Here is a 16,348-nt window from a genome sequence, read left to right on the forward strand (position 1 = left end):
GCTGCCTGGCTCTCAGAGCCTCAAGCCCGTGAGGTGGAGCGCCACGCCGGCCGCCGCACAGCCCGCCAGCAGCGGCAGCACGCCGACCTTGAAGCGGAAGGCCGCGACGGCGGCGAGCGCTGCGAGAAGCAGGCTGGAGATGTTGGCCGAGGCCAGGACCGGCGTATCCAGCGCGAGCGGACCTGCCACGACGGTCCGCACCTCGCGGAACAGGACGTGCAGACCGAACCAGAGCGCCAGGTTCAGGATCACGCCGACGACGGCGGCGGTGATCGCGGACAGGGCGGCGTTCAGCGCCCTCGCGCCACGGAGGGCTTCGACGAAGGGCGCGCCCAGGAAGATCCACAGGAAGCAGGGCGTGAACGTCACCCAGGTGGTGAGCAGCCCGCCGAGCACGCCGGCCAGGAGCGGATCCACGCCGGCGGCGCCCCGGTAGGCCCCCATGAAACCGACGAACTGGGTGACCATGATCAGCGGGCCGGGCGTGGTCTCTGCCATGCCCAGGCCGTCCAGCATCTCTCCGGGACCCAGCCAGCCGAAGGTCTGCACCGCCTCCTGGGCGACATAGGCGAGGACGGCATAGGCCCCGCCGAAGGTGACGACCGCCATCTTGGAGAAGAAGACCGCGATCTGCGTGAACACGTGGTCCCAGCCGAGCGCCAGGCCGAGCGCCAGGACCGGCGCCGTCCAGAGGCCGAGCAGCACGGCGCTCACGCCGAGCGCCCATCGCAGGTTGGGTCTCGCATGGTCCGGCGTCTCTTCGCCCAGCACGGTCTCGGCGTCGGGGACGGCGTTCTCCACCTTGGGCCCGTGAGCCCCGCCGACGGCGAAGGCGGGCAGGTCCAGCCGCCCGCCGAGGAAGCCGATCGCCCCCGCGGCCAGGATGATCAGCGGGAAGGGCGCATCGAAGGCGTAGATCGCCACGAACGCCGCCGCCGCCAGGCCGATCATGACCGGGTTTCGCAGCGACTTGCCGCCGACGCGGATCACGGCCTGGACCACGACCACGAGGACCGCGGCCTTCAGGCCGAAGAAGACCGCGCTCACCGCCCCGAGCGATCCGTACAGGGCGTAGAGGATGCTCAGCGCCATGATCGCAACGGCGCCTGGCAGCACGAAGAGGACCCCGGCGATAAGGCCGCCCAGCGTCCGGTTCATCAGCCAGCCGATGTAGATGGCGAGCTGCTGGGCCTCGGGGCCGGGCAGCAGCATGCAGTAGTTGAGCGCGTGCAGGAACCGGCGCTCCCCGAGCCACCGCTTCTCCTCGACCAGGATGCGGTGCATCACGGCGATCTGGCCGGCGGGGCCGCCGAAGCTCAGGGCGGCGATCCGCGCCCACACCCTGAGCGCCTCGGCGAGGCTGACGTTGTTCGGGGGCGTTCGGGCGCCGGCCATGCGCGTCTCCATGCGGAGTTGCGCGGTGCTTGGGCCGAAGCCTGACCGGGACACCGCTTCATCCCGGTAAGGCCTTCATAGCACGGGCATCGAGCCCCTCAAGCGGGGGCGGAGCTTGCGAAGGCGGCGGGCAGGTGAGGGGGCGGACGAGAGCCTGAGCTGGTTTGCCGGATGCCGGCAGGTGGTCGGGCGTGGACTGCGGCTCTCGGCTCCAGAGCCGACCCTCTCAAGTGCGGCTAGGGGTGGAAAGGCGACGTTGGCACAGCTAGCGTCACCGTTGATGCGTAGACCATGGATCGTCGTTGCAGCGCTCTGCGGAGCCGGGCTCCTGGCCCTACTGACGTATATTCGGCTCTCACCGGAGGTCGCCCGAGATGTCTGCCTTGATGGAGGCGGAGCGTGGCGGGAAGGTAAGTGCGTCGGGAGGCGACCCGTTGCGGACCTTTAGCGCGAGACGTCGCACGGTAGCGTAGGCGCGCAGCGACAGACGCAACTGAGAACTACGGGTTCGCTGGAACTCTTTCGACCGCGCTGACCCATTCCACGCCGAAGGCGGCCGCTCTGAAGGTCGGCAGGGTGGTGAGCGGACGTTGGCTCAGCGACGCTCGCCAACGAGCGGACGCCGCCTTACGGCCCAGCTCGCAGAACTTAAAAGGAGCAGGCTCGCGCCGACCAGGAAAGCCATCGCAAGCGCGCACCCCGCAGCTATGGCCGTGACCACGCCGACGAGCGGACCGCCAGGAAGATCGAGCAAGTCCCAGTATCCGCCGCCTATCGCCCCAACCGTGACCATGGCAATCGGCGTCAGGAGTAGACCGAGCATGAGCCCTCCGGCGAAGAGCGCCTTTGGGTGACGCCGGCCAAAGGAAGACCGGGAAGCAATCAGCCACGTTGCGCCTCCCGAACAAGCCGAGGGGATGACGACAAGCGCTGTGGCAAACGCGAACTCCGCTGCGCTCATGCAGTCTCCAATCCGACCTGGCTCCGAGCGTAAGAGATTTGAGGCGCACCGCCGATAGAAGACGTTCTGAACGCCGGGAATGGGTCGTGCGCCGACCTTCGCCTGGGTCCCGAATGCGGACCTTCGCGCTGGCCACCGCAAGGCTGACGTTGCGAACATCAGCCCGGCCCGGTGAGGGGACGCAGCCGTCGCTGCGCCCGGGGCGCTCATGCCGCGGGAGCCTGGATGAGTTCGTGGTAGCGGTCGGCGAGGCGGTTCAGCTCTCCCGCCGCATCACCTTCGAATGACGAGCCATGCATCAGCGCCAACCGCCGCGGCCTGAGCTCGGCGAGCTTGCGGATCGTCGGGACGGTCAAGACGCCGAGGCTGGTGGCCTGAAAGGTCGCCTCCGCCGCCATTGCAGCCTCGACGATGGGCTGGCGTGTCAGCGGCTCTCCGTCACCGACATGGGTGAAGAGATCGCCGCAGAAAAGCGTCTCGGTGGTCTCTTCATAGAGGACCTGGGCTTCCCATCCGTGGGGGGACGTGCGGCGTGGCGATGATGCGGACCCGTTTGCCGCCGAGGTCCAACACTTCATCCTGCGCCAGGGCGCGGGGAGGCCGCACGGCCAGATCGCTCACGGAAACCTGGCAGCCCAGCTCGCTGTAGACCACCTGGGCCTGCGGAGCGGCCTCGAGCCACAGGTTCATCGCCCCGCATTCGTCAGCCTCGACATGACCGAAGCTGATCCAACGCAGCTGCTCCAGGGGGAGTATTTTCGCGAAGGCGTCGGAGACCAGCGGAAACATCGCGCGCTGACCGCAATGAAACAGGAGCGGCTCGTCGCCTGCGATGAGGAACTGGTTGAAGGTGAACCCGGCCGGCGGCGCCACGTCCGGAACATGGGTCGACAAGCGGAAGATGCCGTCGGCGATCTCGGCAACCCTTGTTTCCATGAGAGGACCCCGCGGTTGTGAGCCGCGCGCAGGCTAGGCCCTGGGCGGCCGTGCAGCAAGGTCAGCAGCGGCCGATGCGCCGGCTCCGCGCGGGGCGGCGGCTCGACAAGGCGGGCGCCGCCGCCTAGCGTCCGGTTTTCCGCCCTGCGCCGCCACATGCCCTCGGTCCCCCTCCGCAACTGGACGTCACCGTTCCTCACCAGCGTCTATGGCGCGCTGGCCCTGGGGGTGTTCCTGGGGTTCTCCGGACCGTTCGGCTCGTTCCGGTCGCTTTCGGCGCCCCCGCGCTACGCCTTCTGGTTCGGCTGCGTGGCGACGGGCTATGGACTGGCGATCGCCACCCTGCAGCTGCTTCGTCCCATGGCGGCGTTCGCGCGCCTGCCGAAGGTCGCCGCGATCATCCTGGTGGGGCTGGTCTCGACGCTGCCGATGATGTTCGTCGTCGCCTGGGGCCTGCAGGTGGTGCTTCCCGGACGGTCGACGGCGCCGGGACAGCTGGTGTCGCTCTATTTCTCGGTCGCGGCGGTGCAGGTGGTCATCGCGGGCATCGCCACATGGCCGTTCCTGGCGCCCCGCGACGCGGCGCCCGCCGCGGACGACCCGAACCTCGACCGCTTCTTCGAACGGGTTCCGGAGCGCCTGGGACGCGACCTGTTGGCGCTCGAGGCCCAGGACCACTACCTGATGGTCCACACGCGCCGGGGCTCGGCCCTCATCTACATGCCGCTCAGCGAGGCCACGCAGATCCTGCCGCGGCAGCTCGGCTTCCAGGCGCACCGGCGCTGGTGGGTCGCCCGCAAGGAAGTCGAACGGCTGCGCCGGGACGGTCATCAGACGCATCTCGAGCTGACGGGCGGCCTGACGGTGCCGGTGGGCCGGACCTACCTCGCGGCCGTCCGCGCCAGCCTCGCGGCGTCGGTGGCGTTGCCGTAAAGCTCCGCCGCGCGAATGGCATTGGCGGAATCCGCCGTTGCCGGGTCGGGTCGGCCGAGCGAGAGGGCGGCGAATTCCAAGCCGCTTCACCCGGAGACCCGATGCGCCACCGACTTCTCGCCTGCGCCCTCATGCTCGCCACGGCCGCACCGGCCGCGGGCTTCGCGCAGCAGCCCACCGTCCTGAAGACCACCTGCGACGGGGGCCCGTCACGCCCCGCGGACCCGGCCGCCGGCGCGGCGGACCTGGCGGGGGTCTGGGACTTCTACCTCGATGTGGGCGGCGTCCCCAGTTTCGGTCTGCTGGCCGTGGGCCGGCTCGACGGACGCTATGGCGGGACGCTGACGCCGGTGCGGACCGCGCCGGTCATCCTGCGCAGCCTGACGGTCAGCGACCAGACGGTGCGGATGGTCGTCGGATCGGCCGAAGGCGACGTCATCTTCGACGGCGTGCTTTCCGGCGCGGCCGACCGCATGTGCGGGATCGTGGCCTATCACGGCGGTCAGCTGCTGCCGATGGTGGCGCAGCGGCGGTCGCGGCCGCCGCCCGGCCCGCGCTAGGCCCCGCGCCCGGCGAGGGGCAGCTCAGAACCTTGGCCGTCGAGGATCGTTGTAGCTGGCGAGGGCGTAAGGCGGGGCAGCGATGGAGACAACATGGCCGACAGTCCGCGGGCGCGCCGCACATCCCCGATGAGCCTGATCGTCATTGCAGTGGTCTTCGCGGTGGCGGCGACGGTGGCCTTCCTGCTCTACGACGCGAACCGGCCGCGCGCGCTGGACGCCGGCGGCCTTCCGGCGGCCGCGCCCAGCGCCGCCGACCAGGGGCGGCCGACGCCGTGAGGGGCCGGGCCGGGCGCGGCCCGGGCGGCTAGGGGTAGAGCACCTCGCGCCAGGCGGCGACGTCGGGGCGGGCGCGCTCGCGGTGCAGGCGCGCGAGCTTCAGGGGGCCATCCCAGACCTCGACGACCGACACCTCGGGCGCGCGGGAGAAGATCAGGTCGACGTGGGCGAGCGCCCGATCGTCGTCAGGGTGCCCGGTGGCCAGGAAATCCGGTTCATCGCCGGCTTCGCCGATGAGGAAATAGGAATAGACGGTCACGGCGGCTCCTCTGCCTGCGTTGAAGTCCGCGAACGCGAGACGATCGAAGCGGCCTGGACGGTCATTCCTCGCCGAGGCCCTGGAACAACGAGGTAGGTCGGCCGTCGCCGCGCTTCAACGACTGAGCAGGGCTGCTCCTGGTCTTGTGATCGGGGCGTCGTGACTGGCGGCGGGGACCCGCGCGCCCTTAGCCGCCGGGGTGGAGACCTGGCGCTTCCTGACCCGTGCGGGCGACGTATTCGGTGTAGCCGCCGCCGTACTGGTGCACGCCGTCCGGGGTCAGCTCCAGCACGCGGTTCGACAGCGCCGCCAGGAAGTGGCGGTCGTGGCTGACGAACAGCATCGTCCCCTCGAAGTCCGCCAGCGCCTGGACCAGCATCTCCTTCGTGGCCATGTCGAGGTGGTTGGTCGGCTCGTCGAGGACCAGCAGGTTGGGCGGGTCAAACAGCATCTTGGCCATCACCAGGCGGGCCTTCTCGCCCCCGGAGAGGACGCGGCAGGGCTTCTCGACGTCGTCGCCGGAGAAGCCGAAACAGCCCGCCAGGGTGCGCAGCTGGCCCTGGCCGGCCTGGGGGAACGAGCCGTCCAGCGACTCGAAGATCGTCTCCTCGCCGTCCAGCAGATCCATGGAGTGCTGGGCGAAATAGCCCATCTTCACGCTGGCCCCGACGTTCACCACGCCCCTGTCCGGCTTGATGGCGCCGGCCGCGAGCTTCAGCAGGGTCGACTTGCCGGCCCCGTTGGCGCCCAGCACGCACCAGCGTTCCCTGCGCCGCACGAGGAAGTCCAGGCCCTGGTAGATCGGCTGCTCGCCATAGGCCTTGTGGACGCCCTTCAGGCTGACCACGTCCTCGCCCGAGCGCGGCGGGCTGCGGAACTCGAACTGGACCGACTGGCGCCGGCGCGGCGGCTCGACCCGCTCGATCTTGTCCAGCTTCTTGACGCGGCTCTGCACCTGGGCGGCATGGCTGGCGCGCGCCTTGAAGCGCTCGATGAACTTGATCTCCTTGGCCAGCATGGCCTGCTGGCGCTCGTACTGCGCCTGGCGCTGCTGTTCGGTGAGCGCCCGCTGCTGGTCGTAGAAGTCGAGGTCGCCGGAATAGGTGACGAGCGAACCCGCGTCGATCTCCACCACCTTGCCGATGATGCGGTTCATGAACGCGCGGTCGTGCGAGGTCATCAGCAGCGCGCCGTCGTAGGCCTTGAGGAAGCCCTCCAGCCAGATCAGGCTTTCCAGATCGAGGTGGTTGCTGGGCTCGTCGAGCAGCATCGCATCCGGGCGCATCAGCAGGATGCGGGCCAGCGCCACGCGCATCTTCCAGCCGCCGGACAGCAGGCCGACGTCGGCGTCCATCCGCTCCTGGCTGAAGCTGAGGCCGGCCAGCACCTCGCGGGCGCGGGCCTCCAGCGCATAGCCGTCCAGCTCCTGGAACCGCTCCTGCACCTCGCCGTAGCGTTCGATGACGGCGTCCAGCTCGTCGGCCCGGTCGGGATCGACCATGGCCGCCTCGAGCTCGGCCATCTCGGCGGCGAGCGCGCTGACCGGACCCACGCCGTCCATCACCGCGGCCACCGCGCTCTGGCCCGACATCTCGCCCACGTCCTGGCTGAAGTAGCCGATGGTCATGCCGGGATCGATGACGACGAGGCCGTCATCGGGCTGCTCCTGGCCGGTGATCATGCGGAACAGGGTGGTCTTGCCGGCGCCGTTCGGGCCGACGAGGCCGACCTTCTCCCCTTGAGGACGCCCATCGAGGCTTCGATGAACAGGATCTGGTGGCCGTTCTGCTTGGAGATGTTGTCGAGGCGGATCATCGGGCGCCCTGCTAGCCCGCGGCCGGGGAGAACGCCAGCGCGGCGGGTGGGCTATTCGTCCCAGTCCGCGCGCCTACTCGCGCCCGACGGAAGGGGGTAGACTGCGGAGGATGGCTCCACGTGGGGTGGGTTGGAGGACGCGAGAGATGCCTGAGGCCGCGAACGATGCGGGGCCCGCCCGGCTGACGATCACCGACGCCGACCTCCACGCCTATGTCCACCACGCCCTCGAGTCCGGCCGGCGACGGGAGGTCGAGGGGCTGCTGGCCTGCAATCCCGACCTGGCGGCGCGGGTGATGACGCAGATGCACCTGCGCGGACGCGAGCGCCCGAGGCGGCGGCGCGGCTTCGCCGTGACCAGCCTCGCGCTGGGCCTGGCCGCCTGCCTCGGCACCGGCGCCGGCTGGGCGGCCGCGGAGTACCGCGACCTCGATGGCTGGCGCGAGATCGACGGCGGCGCGCCGCCGGAATACGTGGAGGAGGCGGCGGAGTCCCGCCAGGCCGCGGACCTGCGCGAGCGCATGGCCTCGCAGGCGGAGACCGCCGAGCTGGACGTCGGCGAGATCCGCGACCGGCTGGGCGTGGAGCTGCCGGCGGCGCCGGAGGGCTGGCGCGTCCGCAACGTTCAGGTCTTCCCCACCGACGACGGCCCGGGCGTGAACCTGGTGCTGGAAACCGGCGACCAGCGCCGCCTGCAACTGTTCGCCGTCGCGGCGGGCCGCCGCACGGCGGCCCGAGCTGGCGCGGAAGGGGGACGAGACCGTGGCGTTCTGGCAGCGGGACGGGGCGGCGTTTGTGCTCAGCGGGTCACGGTCGCGGTCGAAACTTCTGGAAGACGTGGCCGCGCTCGGCGGAAACGGCCGGCTCTAGGCCGGCGGGCGTTGGAACGGGCGGCGTCACACCCTAGCTGTGCGGCATGCACATCGATCTGAACGCCGCCGACAGCCCTGCCGAACTGAAGACCGACGTGTGCATCGTCGGCGGCGGCGCGGCGGGGATCACCGCGGCGCGACGGCTGCTTGAACAGGGGCTCTCGGTCGTGCTGCTCGAAAGCGGCGGGCTCGACTACGAGCGCTCGACCGCGGCGCTGAACGCCGGCCAGAACGTCGGCGAGGCCTATTACGACCTGGAGGACGCACGCCTGCGGTTCTTCGGCGGCACGACGGCGATCTGGGGCGGCCGCATCGCCGAACTGGACCCCATCGACCTGGAGCGGCGGGACTGGGTGCCCCACTCCGGCTGGCCCATCCGCTGGTCCGAACTCGCCCGGTACTACGGGCCGGCTCGGGCGATCTTCGGCGAGCCGCCCGAGGGCGCCACCGCGGACGACCTGCGGCGCGCGGGCGCGCCGACGCCGGCCTTCGACGCCGCGCGGCTGGAGGTCGGCGTCTGGACGTTCGACCGCCGGTTCAACCGCTTCGTGTTCGACGCCTGCTCCGACCTGGTCCGCGACCCGCGCTGCCGGATCGTCACCCATGCGACGGTGACGGAGATCGAGCTCCACGCCGACGCGGGCCATGTGCGGCGCCTTCGAGCCCGGTCGCTCGCCGGCCGCGGCCTCGCCGTGGACGCGCAGATGTTCATCCTGGCGGCCGGCGGGCTGGAGAACCCCCGGCTGCTTCTGGCCTCCAACCGGGTGATCGGCGCAGGTATCGGCAACGGCCACGATCAGGTCGGCCGGTACTTCATGGAGCACCCGCACGCGCGCGGCGGACGGGTCGTAGGCGCGCGCGCCTGGGACCTGCTGAAAGCGTTCTCGCGCACGCACCGGACGGCCTCGCAGGAGCTCGCGGGCCTGCTGAAGCCGAGCGCCCGGGCGCAGCAGGACCTCCGCATCCTGAACAGCTCGCTGACCATCGCCGCGCGCCAGCCGGCCGACGCGGCGATGAACTGGGGCGTCCGGGCCTATTCGCGGCTGAAACACAACATCGCGCCCTCGCGCGGCGGGCGCGCGCTATGGATGACGACCAAGTCGGCGGTGAAGTGGGCGCAGCAGCGCACCGATCCGCTCCGGCCATGGCTGCTCCACCGGCTGGGCCTGCGCGACCTCGCGCTGCTGGTGCGGGCGGAGCAGGCGCCGAACCCGTCCAGCCGCGTGCTGCTGACCAGCCAGCGCGACCCGCTGGGCGTGCCGCGGCTGGCGCTGGACTGGCGGACCACGCCGCTGGACGGCGACAGCGTGGGCGGGCTGGTGACCCTGCTGGACGCGGAACTCCGCCGCCTCGGCTTCGGGCGGGTGGAGCGCGCGCGCTGGCTGGACGAGCCCTACGACGGCTGGCGCACCGATCCGCTGATCAGCGCCCACCCGATCGGCGGCTACCACCACATGGGAACGACCCGGATGTCGGACGATCCCAGGCAGGGCGTGACCGACGCGTTCGGTCGGGTGCACGGGGTGGAGAACCTCTACGTCGTCGGCAGCTCCGTCTTCCCGACGTCGGGCTGGGCCAACCCGACGCTGACGATCGCCGCGCTGACCCTGCGGACCAGCGACCAGATCGCGCGGCGCCTGGCGCGGACGGCGGCGGCCTAGGCGGGCGACCGGCGGCTCAGCCGCCCAAAGCCCGCGCCGCCTCCCGGGCGGAGGACGCGAGGGGAGCGGGCAGGGCGTCGAGGGCGAACCAGCCGAGGCCCGTGTGCTTCTCGGGCTCGAGCAGGGCGGGCTCGCCGTCGAAGGTCCGGGCCAGGAACACCGGCGACACCCAGTGCGCCGCCTCTTCGGAGACAATGAGGTCGACGAGGCAGAGGAGCTCGAGCGGGCCGAGCTGCAGACCCAGCTCCTCGGCGACCTCGCGGCGGGCGGCGGCCTCGGTGGGCTCGCCGAAGTCGACCTTGCCGCCCGGCAGGCTCCAGGAGTCGGCCTCGGGGGACCGCGCGCGACGGATCAGCAACAGCGCGCCGTCGCGGACAATGGCGACGCCGCAGCCGACGCGCGGGGCATTCGGGACAGGAGACGACATCGGGCGAGGGTCCCAGAGTCGGCGCCGGCTTTCCAGCCGCCGCGGCCGCCCCTCTGGAGCTTGACGGCGTCAAGGCCGGACGAGGACGCCCCTGCGAGCCAAGGCGCATGATCTCCGCCCACGGAGCGCGATGCTGACCTTGCTGGGCTACCGGCGGATCCGGGATGCGGGATGCGGGATGCGAGATGCGGGGGGCGTGACGCCTATCGCGTCTGGCCGCCGTCGACCGGGACCACGGCGCCGGTCATGAAGCTGGCGCGCGGGGAGAGCAGGAAGGCGGCGACCGCGCCGATCTCCTCGGGGCGGCCGAAGCGCTTGAGGGGGACCTCGCGGTTGATCCAGCGGGTCCAGTTCTCGGCCCGCGGGCCGTTGGCGCGCTCCTCCCACTCGCCGCCGGGGAAGATGATGTTGCCGGGCGCGATGGCGTTGATGCGCACGCCGCTGGCGCCGGCGATGCGGGCGAGCTCCTTGGTCAGGTGGTTCATCGCCGATTTGGAGACGCCGTAGGTCAGCGGCGTGCCGAGCGCGCCGAGGCCCGCGATCGAGCTGATCAGCAGGACCGACCCCTCCTTGCGCGGGGTCATGCGGCGGAGCGCGGCGCGGGCCAGCCGCCAGGCGCTGTCGAGGTTCTGCGAGAAGCCGGCGTCCCAGGTCTCGTCGTCGACCTCGAAGCCGGGCGGGCAGGGATGCAGGCCGACGTTGGCGACCGCGCCGAAGATCGGGCCGAGCTCGTCCTCGGCGCGGGCGACGGCGTCCTCGATCACCCGGGTGTCGCGCATGTCGCCGGCGATGGCGAGCAGGCGGTCGTCGCCGTAGGTCCCGGCGAGCCGCGCGCGCTGGGCCTCCAGCGCCTCGGCGCCGCGAGCGGTGATCGCCACCTTGGCGCCCTCGGCCAGGCAGGCCTCCAGGATGCCCAGGCCGATGCCGCGGCTGGCGCCGGCGATGAAGACGACCTTGCCGTCGAGTCCGAGATCCATGCGCGCCTCCGATGCGAACAGCAGGCAGCCAATACATGTGCCGCCGCGTCAGAGAAGTCCCACACGTGTGGCGCCGCGGACGCAACCCTGTGCGGTCTGAAGGGTTATGATCGGCCGAACGCCGTTCACCGTGTGCCCGCAGATGACGCCTGACGATTGCCGCCGACGAGCCGACGACCTGCTGCGCGCAGCCGCGCAGGCCGCCAACATGCGCGAGCGCGGCCAGCTGATCGACGAGGCCATGCGCTATCACAACATGGCTCAGGACAACGGACAGGGGGCCCGCGCGGCCGAGGCCGACGACGGATCGGATCCGGACGCCCGGACCTGAGGGTTCTTCGAAAGCGAAGAGCCCCCGGCCCGTGCGCCGGGGGCTCCTAACGCGACTGGAGAGCGCATTCGTTGGGGGACGAACGCTCCGAGGCAACGGCGCCGCTTGCCGCGCAGTTCCTGGATTCGGCCTCAGCGCGTAGAAATACGGGAACCCGGAACGCCGTTCGCTCTTGCTAGCGTGCGGACCATGAAGCGGCCCGTGGACTATCGCCGGAACGCACAGGAATGCCGCAAGCTCGCCGCGCGGATGCCGCCGGCGCACAAGCAGCAATTGCTGGAAATGGCGCGCCAGTGGGAGGCGATGGCCGAGGAAGAAGCCCGCGGCGCCGCCAACGACGAACGCTGAGGCCGGCGCCGGAAAAGCCGCCGCCTTTGTCGGATCGGCGGAGCCTGGCGCGTCCTTGGGGCCAGCCTCGCGGATGATCGGAAGGAGCGCGCCGTGGCCGAAGCGAAGATCAAGGGACCGGCGTCCTACTTCCCCTCGATCGAGAAGACCTACGGCCGGCCGATCGCCGAATGGAAGGCGCTGGTGCGCCGCCACCAGCCGGCGAAGCATATGGCGCTCGTCGCGATGCTGAAGACCGAACACGGGATGGGCCACGGGCACGCCAACGCCATCGTGGCCCACACGCTGGCCGAGGACCTGGCGGAAGATCAGGCCTGATCTTGCCTCGGGCCGGGCGTCGTCCTAGAGCCCTGACGACCGATCCGTGTAGAGCATCGGGCTGACCAAGGGAGTTCGGTGGCGCCGCCTGGGCCGTCGCAGAGTGGGGACGGGGGAGCCCGCTGGTCCGCGCGTTCTTCGAGCGCCGCGAGGCCCTGATCCTGTTCGTGGCGGCGCGGACGCGCGACATGGCCACGGCCGAGGACGTGGTGCAGGACCTGTATCTGAAGATTGCGGGACTGGACCCCACGGCCGAGGTGCGGGCGCCCGAGGCGCTGCTCTACCGCATGGCGGCCAACCTGCTGGTGGATCATGCGCGCAGCGTGCAGCGGTCGTCGCGCCGGAGCGCCGAGTGGCGGCTGGAGACCCGCACCGTGATGGACGGCCAGGACGTGGCGCACGATCCGCCGGCCGACGAGGTGGTGATCGGCAAGGAGCGGGTGCGGCTGCTGGCCGACGCCGTCGCCAGCCTGCCGCCGCAGATGGGCCGGGCGTTCCGTCTCCACAAGCTGGACGGCATGACGCAGGCCCAGACCGCCCAGGTCATGGGCGTCTCGGTGAAGATGGTCGAGGCGCACATCGCCGCCGCCATCAAGCATCTGGCGCAGAGGCTGCGGTCATGATGTTTTCGGCGCGACATAGGGGTGGGACGGTGCGGCGCCGTCTGTTCTGCCGATGACCAGCATGGCGACGCGGAACGAGGAGGTGATGGCGCAGGCCAGCGCTTGGCTCGCGCGTCTGCAACGCGACGAGGTCAGCGAGGCGGACGGGCTGGCGTTCGACGCCTGGCTGGCCGCCGCGCCCGACCACCCCGAGGCCTATCGCGCCGCCCTGGCCGCCTGGCAGGCGTTCGACGGCTGCGAAGCCGCGGTGCTGGACGAACTGGCCGCCGAGGCCACGCGCGAGACGCGCCGCGCCGCGCGGCGGCCCGGAGCCAGCCGGCGCTGGCTGATCGGCGGCGGGATGGCGATCGCGGCCGGGCTGACGGCGGTGGCGGTGCTCCCGACGCTGGACGCCCCGACGGTCCAGACCTACGCCACGGGCAAGGGCCAGCACGAGCGCATCACCCTGGCCGACGGCTCGGTGGTCGACCTCAACGCCGAGAGCCAACTGACGGTGCGCTTCGGACGCCGGGCCCGCGAGGTGGAGCTGGGCGACGGCCAGGCGGTGTTCGACGTGGCGCATGACGCCAAGCGGCCCTTCACCATCGAGGCGTCGGGACGTGCGGTGCGGGTGCTGGGCACCCAGTTCGACGTGCGAAACCGCGCCGGCGACGTGACCGTGACGGTCGCGCGAGGCCGCGTGCAGGTGCGGCCCGTCGCCTCAGTCCAGGGAGGCCAGGCCTTCGTCCTAACCCCGGGGCAGCGGCTGGCGATCCGCCGGACGGGTGCGGCCGAACTGAGCGACGTGGACCCGCAGGAGACGCTGAACTGGCGCTCGGGCCGCCTTGTGTACCGGGGCGAGCCGCTGGCCGAGGTGGTGGCGGACCTGAACCGCGAATTCGTCGAACAGATCGAGGTGACCGACCCGACGCTGGCCCGGATGCCGGTGACGGGCGTCATCGTGCTGGACGACCAGGCCTCGGTCGCCGCGCGTCTGTCCTTGATGCTCCCGGTAAGATCGGTACCTTCCGAGCGGGGGCTGCTGCTGCTTCGGAAATGACCGGGGGCTCGTCCCCTGGCGGACGATCCGGGCTGAGGCGGAGCTGACCATCCATAGGCGTCGGGAGTGGGGAGCCGCCATCGCGTGCGTTGCGATGGCGCTGGGCGGCGGCGACCCCGCCGCGGCCGCGCCCGCGCGCGTCCGGTTCCGCATCCAGCCGCAACCCTATCCCGAGGCGCTGCTGGACTTGGCGCAACAGGCGAACGTGACGCTGATCGGGGCGGCCGCCTGCCCGGGCGTCTCGCGCGTTCGCCTGGCCGGGGCCATGACCGTGGAAGAGGCCCTGTCGCGGCTGCTGGCCGGGGCGCCCTGCAACTGGCGGATGATCGCGCCGGGCGCGCTGGAGATCACCCCGGCCCGCCAGGGCGAGGCCGCGCGGCCCGCCCCGGGCCCGCCGGTGACGGTGGGCGAACTGCTGGTGACCGCGACCAAGCGGGTGGCCGACCCGCGGGAGCTGGCCGTCGGCATCACCGCCATCCCGCGGCGGCGGCTGCGCGAGACCGGCGCCAGCGATCCGGGCGACGCGGCGGCGCAGATGGCGGGGGGTGCTGACCACCAACCTGGGCCCCGGGCGCAACAAGCTGCTGCTGCGCGGCCTGGCCGACGGGGTCTTCACGGGCCGGGCGCGGACGACGGTGGCCACCTACCTCGACGACATCCCGGTGAACTACAACGCCCCGGACCCGGATTTCCGGCTGGTGGACGTGGAGCGGGTGGAGGTGGCGCGCGGGCCGCACGGGGCGCTGTACGGCGCCGGTGCCATGGCCGGGGTCTATCGCATCGTCACCCGCAAGCCGGACCTGGGCCAATGGTCGGCCGAGGCGCTGGCGACCGGCGCCACGACGCGGGGCGGGGGGCCGAGCGGCGCGGTGGAGGGCTACGTCAACCTGCCGCTGGTCGGCGACATGGCCGGCCTGCGGCTGTCGGCCTACCACGAGGTGCAGGGCGGCTATCTCGACGACGTGGTCCAGAACCGCAGCAACGTCGACCGGACCGAGCGCCAGGGGGCGCGGCTGAGCTTCCTGGCCCAGCCGAAGGACGAGCTGTCGATCACCCTGACCGGCGCGGCCCAGCACCTGCGCTCGGAGGACACCCACTACACGATCCGCGGCATCGGCCGGAAACGGGCGGTGCTGATCCCCGAGCCGCACGTCAACGACATCGAGCTGCTGACCGGGGTCGTGCGCTATTCGTGGGCCGATGCGGAGCTGACGTCGGCGACCGGCTTCGTGCGCCACGCCTACGGCAGCCTGTTCGACGCGACCCCGGTGCAGGAGAACTACACGGCGCGCGCCGAAACATCGGCCTACTCCGAGCGCACCCGCACCCGGATGCTGGTGCAGGACCTGGTGCTGACGTCGCGCGGGGCCTCGAGCCTGGAATGGCTGGCCGGGCTCTACGCGTCCGAGGCGCGGCTGAACTCGCCGAGCGAACTGCTGGCCCAGAACACCGGCCAGCCGAACGTCTCGGTCTATTCCGAGCTGCGGCACGAGACGATCCGAGAGTTCGCCGGCTATGCCGAACTGGCCTACGAGCCGTCGCCGGGCTGGACGCTGGCGGTGGGCGGGCGGCTGTACCACATCGACCGGCGCATCCGCTCGGACGTGGCCTCCGAGCGGTTCGCGCCGCGCAGCCTGGACCGCAGCAACCAGTTCACCGGCTTCTCGCCCAAGATCTCGCTGCAGCGGCAGTTCGAGAACGGCGACCTGGTCTATGCGGTGATCAGCGAGGGCTTCCGGCCGGGCGGGGTCAACACCGGCGGCACGCTGCCGGCCCCCGAAGCGCAGGAGACCTTCTCCTCCGACCGGCTGCGCAACTACGAGATGGGCGTGAAGCTGGAGCGCTTCCAGCGCCGGCTGTCGCTGAGCTCGGCGGTCTATTACGACGTCTGGAAGGACATCCAGACCGACCAGTTCCGGGAATCCGGGATCCCCTACACCACCAATGCCGGCGACGCCCACGTCCTGGGCCTCGAGGCCGAGTTCGCGCTGCGCACCGACAACGGCTTCCTGGCGCAGCTGAACGGGCGGGTCACCCGCACCCGGACGGCCAACGCCAACCTCGAGTTCATCCCGATCCTGGCCAAGACCCTGCCGGGCGCGCCGCCGGTGTCGGGGGGCGCGCTGCTGAGCTACGAGCGCCCGGTGTTCGGCGACTGGACGGGACGGATCGTCGGCCAGGCGATCTATGTGGGCCTGTCGCGGGTTTCGTTCGACCCGCGCCTGCCGAAGACCGGCGGATTCACCCAGACGCGGCTGCTGGCCGAGCTGAGCCGCGACGGCCGCGGGGCGCAGGTGTTCGTCACCAACACCCTGGATCCGTTCCGCGACACGTTCTCGTTCGGCAATCCGTTCACCGCCCCCCAGGCGCGCCAGATCACCCCGCAGCGCCCCATCACCGTGGGCGCGACCCTCTTCGCGGCGTTCTAGACGAAAATCTTTCGACCCGACCTAGGGTTGGGGACACGCGGCGCCGTCTTCCCCGCGACCTACGGCTCCGTGACAAGTCCGCAGGTCGTCAATCGGATGCGCCTTTGACCGGCGCAGCAGTCAAACGTCGCGTGCGTTCCGAGCCCACGGTCACGCGACGGGCGGCTGAGGGCGGCCCTGGCGGG

18 protein-coding genes and 1 pseudogene are annotated in these 16,348 nt (G+C 71.3%); 11 read left to right on the plus strand and 8 right to left on the minus strand.

Going from position 1 to position 16,348, the window contains the following annotated elements:
- Window positions 1-12: 12 nt before the first annotated feature.
- The 3 genes from chrA to LRS10_RS13165 all read right to left on the minus strand — a co-directional run bounded on the left by chrA (window position 13) and on the right by LRS10_RS13165 (window position 3,229).
- The gene (chrA, locus tag LRS10_RS13155) at window positions 13-1,395 is read right to left on the minus strand and encodes a chromate efflux transporter (protein ID WP_257837663.1); all 1,383 of its coding nucleotides are present in this window, start codon (window positions 1,393-1,395) and stop codon (window positions 13-15) included.
- A gap of 1,167 nt (window positions 1,396-2,562) precedes the next feature.
- Entirely contained in the window at window positions 2,563-2,754 is a 192-nt protein-coding gene (locus LRS10_RS13160) for a hypothetical protein (protein ID WP_257837664.1), read from the minus strand.
- Between the two features lie 91 nt (window positions 2,755-2,845).
- On the minus strand, window positions 2,846-3,229 hold the full coding sequence (locus tag LRS10_RS13165; protein WP_257837665.1) for a hypothetical protein: 384 nt from the start codon (window positions 3,227-3,229) through the stop codon (window positions 2,846-2,848).
- Window positions 3,230-3,448: 219 nt separating this feature from the next.
- Here LRS10_RS13165 and LRS10_RS13170 point away from each other — a divergent pair, with 219 nt between their 5' ends.
- The 3 genes from LRS10_RS13170 (at window position 3,449) to LRS10_RS13180 (ending at window position 5,064) form a co-directional block, all read left to right on the plus strand.
- Window positions 3,449-4,225 (plus strand): LytTR family DNA-binding domain-containing protein, encoded by a 777-nt coding sequence (locus tag LRS10_RS13170; RefSeq protein WP_257837666.1) that lies wholly within the window; start codon window positions 3,449-3,451, stop codon window positions 4,223-4,225.
- A gap of 101 nt (window positions 4,226-4,326) precedes the next feature.
- Window positions 4,327-4,785, plus strand: a complete 459-nt coding sequence (locus LRS10_RS13175) for a hypothetical protein (protein WP_257837667.1) — start codon at window positions 4,327-4,329, stop codon at window positions 4,783-4,785.
- A gap of 93 nt (window positions 4,786-4,878) precedes the next feature.
- Entirely contained in the window at window positions 4,879-5,064 is a 186-nt protein-coding gene (locus LRS10_RS13180) for a hypothetical protein (protein ID WP_257837668.1), read from the plus strand.
- 28 nt (window positions 5,065-5,092) lie between these two features.
- Here the strand turns inward: LRS10_RS13180 and LRS10_RS13185 are convergent, their stop codons facing one another.
- Entirely contained in the window at window positions 5,093-5,323 is a 231-nt protein-coding gene (locus tag LRS10_RS13185; RefSeq protein WP_257837669.1) for a hypothetical protein, read from the minus strand.
- A 187-nt stretch (window positions 5,324-5,510) separates the two neighbouring features.
- A pseudogene (locus tag LRS10_RS13190) lies at window positions 5,511-7,138 on the minus strand (ABC-F family ATP-binding cassette domain-containing protein).
- A 146-nt stretch (window positions 7,139-7,284) separates the two neighbouring features.
- Here LRS10_RS13190 and LRS10_RS13195 point away from each other — a divergent pair.
- Both LRS10_RS13195 and LRS10_RS13200 read left to right on the plus strand, forming a co-directional pair.
- Window positions 7,285-8,070 (plus strand): hypothetical protein, encoded by a 786-nt coding sequence (locus LRS10_RS13195; RefSeq protein ID WP_257837670.1) that lies wholly within the window; start codon window positions 7,285-7,287, stop codon window positions 8,068-8,070.
- Entirely contained in the window at window positions 8,055-9,671 is a 1,617-nt protein-coding gene (locus LRS10_RS13200; protein WP_257837671.1) for an FAD-dependent oxidoreductase, read from the plus strand. Before LRS10_RS13195 ends, LRS10_RS13200 begins: the two co-directional genes overlap by 16 nt.
- A gap of 16 nt (window positions 9,672-9,687) precedes the next feature.
- On the opposite strand, the gene LRS10_RS13205 is transcribed toward LRS10_RS13200, so the two are convergent.
- Both LRS10_RS13205 and LRS10_RS13210 read right to left on the minus strand, forming a co-directional pair.
- Entirely contained in the window at window positions 9,688-10,098 is a 411-nt protein-coding gene (locus LRS10_RS13205) for an NUDIX domain-containing protein (RefSeq protein WP_257837672.1), read from the minus strand.
- A gap of 203 nt (window positions 10,099-10,301) precedes the next feature.
- Window positions 10,302-11,075 (minus strand): SDR family NAD(P)-dependent oxidoreductase, encoded by a 774-nt coding sequence (locus tag LRS10_RS13210; protein ID WP_257837673.1) that lies wholly within the window; start codon window positions 11,073-11,075, stop codon window positions 10,302-10,304.
- 106 nt (window positions 11,076-11,181) lie between these two features.
- Between LRS10_RS13210 and LRS10_RS13215 the strand changes: the two genes are divergently transcribed.
- The 5 genes from LRS10_RS13215 (at window position 11,182) to LRS10_RS13235 (ending at window position 13,734) form a co-directional block, all read left to right on the plus strand.
- Window positions 11,182-11,406 carry a hypothetical protein gene (locus LRS10_RS13215; RefSeq protein ID WP_257837674.1) on the plus strand — a complete coding sequence of 75 codons (225 nt, stop codon included), beginning with the start codon at window positions 11,182-11,184 and terminating at the stop codon, window positions 11,404-11,406.
- 201 nt (window positions 11,407-11,607) lie between these two features.
- Entirely contained in the window at window positions 11,608-11,754 is a 147-nt protein-coding gene (locus LRS10_RS13220) for a hypothetical protein (RefSeq protein ID WP_257837675.1), read from the plus strand.
- Window positions 11,755-11,847: 93 nt separating this feature from the next.
- Window positions 11,848-12,072 (plus strand): DUF4287 domain-containing protein, encoded by a 225-nt coding sequence (locus LRS10_RS13225; protein WP_257837676.1) that lies wholly within the window; start codon window positions 11,848-11,850, stop codon window positions 12,070-12,072.
- A gap of 122 nt (window positions 12,073-12,194) precedes the next feature.
- Window positions 12,195-12,695 (plus strand): RNA polymerase sigma factor, encoded by a 501-nt coding sequence (locus LRS10_RS13230; RefSeq protein ID WP_257839163.1) that lies wholly within the window; start codon window positions 12,195-12,197, stop codon window positions 12,693-12,695.
- A 61-nt stretch (window positions 12,696-12,756) separates the two neighbouring features.
- Window positions 12,757-13,734: a FecR domain-containing protein gene (locus tag LRS10_RS13235; protein WP_257837677.1), complete on the plus strand. Its 978-nt coding sequence runs from the start codon at window positions 12,757-12,759 to the stop codon at window positions 13,732-13,734.
- Window positions 13,735-13,899: 165 nt separating this feature from the next.
- On the opposite strand, the gene LRS10_RS13240 is transcribed toward LRS10_RS13235, so the two are convergent.
- On the minus strand, window positions 13,900-14,202 hold the full coding sequence (locus tag LRS10_RS13240; protein WP_257837678.1) for a hypothetical protein: 303 nt from the start codon (window positions 14,200-14,202) through the stop codon (window positions 13,900-13,902).
- Between the two features lie 77 nt (window positions 14,203-14,279).
- Between LRS10_RS13240 and LRS10_RS13245 the strand changes: the two genes are divergently transcribed.
- On the plus strand, window positions 14,280-16,163 hold the full coding sequence (locus tag LRS10_RS13245; protein WP_257837679.1) for a TonB-dependent receptor: 1,884 nt from the start codon (window positions 14,280-14,282) through the stop codon (window positions 16,161-16,163).
- The last annotated feature ends 185 nt before the right edge of the window (window positions 16,164-16,348 follow it).

The sequence above is a fragment of the Phenylobacterium sp. J426 genome (assembly GCF_024699945.1).
Lineage (GTDB): Bacteria > Pseudomonadota > Alphaproteobacteria > Caulobacterales > Caulobacteraceae > Phenylobacterium.

What these genes read in the sequence shown, in the direction of transcription:
- LRS10_RS13235 (WP_257837677.1), top strand. Translation starts at nt 12,757, where the DNA reads ATGGCGACGCGGAACGAGGAGGTGATGGCGCAGGCCAGCGCTTGGCTC.
- LRS10_RS13210 (WP_257837673.1), bottom strand. Translation starts at nt 11,075, where the DNA reads ATGGATCTCGGACTCGACGGCAAGGTCGTCTTCATCGCCGGCGCCAGC.
- LRS10_RS13215 (WP_257837674.1), top strand. Translation starts at nt 11,182, where the DNA reads ATGATCGGCCGAACGCCGTTCACCGTGTGCCCGCAGATGACGCCTGAC.
- chrA (WP_257837663.1), bottom strand. Translation starts at nt 1,395, where the DNA reads ATGGCCGGCGCCCGAACGCCCCCGAACAACGTCAGCCTCGCCGAGGCG.
- LRS10_RS13205 (WP_257837672.1), bottom strand. Translation starts at nt 10,098, where the DNA reads ATGTCGTCTCCTGTCCCGAATGCCCCGCGCGTCGGCTGCGGCGTCGCC.
- LRS10_RS13180 (WP_257837668.1), top strand. Translation starts at nt 4,879, where the DNA reads ATGGCCGACAGTCCGCGGGCGCGCCGCACATCCCCGATGAGCCTGATC.
- LRS10_RS13240 (WP_257837678.1), bottom strand. Translation starts at nt 14,202, where the DNA reads ATGCCGACGGCCAGCTCCCGCGGGTCGGCCACCCGCTTGGTCGCGGTC.
- LRS10_RS13200 (WP_257837671.1), top strand. Translation starts at nt 8,055, where the DNA reads ATGCACATCGATCTGAACGCCGCCGACAGCCCTGCCGAACTGAAGACC.
- LRS10_RS13195 (WP_257837670.1), top strand. Translation starts at nt 7,285, where the DNA reads ATGCCTGAGGCCGCGAACGATGCGGGGCCCGCCCGGCTGACGATCACC.
- LRS10_RS13170 (WP_257837666.1), top strand. Translation starts at nt 3,449, where the DNA reads ATGCCCTCGGTCCCCCTCCGCAACTGGACGTCACCGTTCCTCACCAGC.
- LRS10_RS13175 (WP_257837667.1), top strand. Translation starts at nt 4,327, where the DNA reads ATGCGCCACCGACTTCTCGCCTGCGCCCTCATGCTCGCCACGGCCGCA.
- LRS10_RS13160 (WP_257837664.1), bottom strand. Translation starts at nt 2,754, where the DNA reads ATGGCGGCGGAGGCGACCTTTCAGGCCACCAGCCTCGGCGTCTTGACC.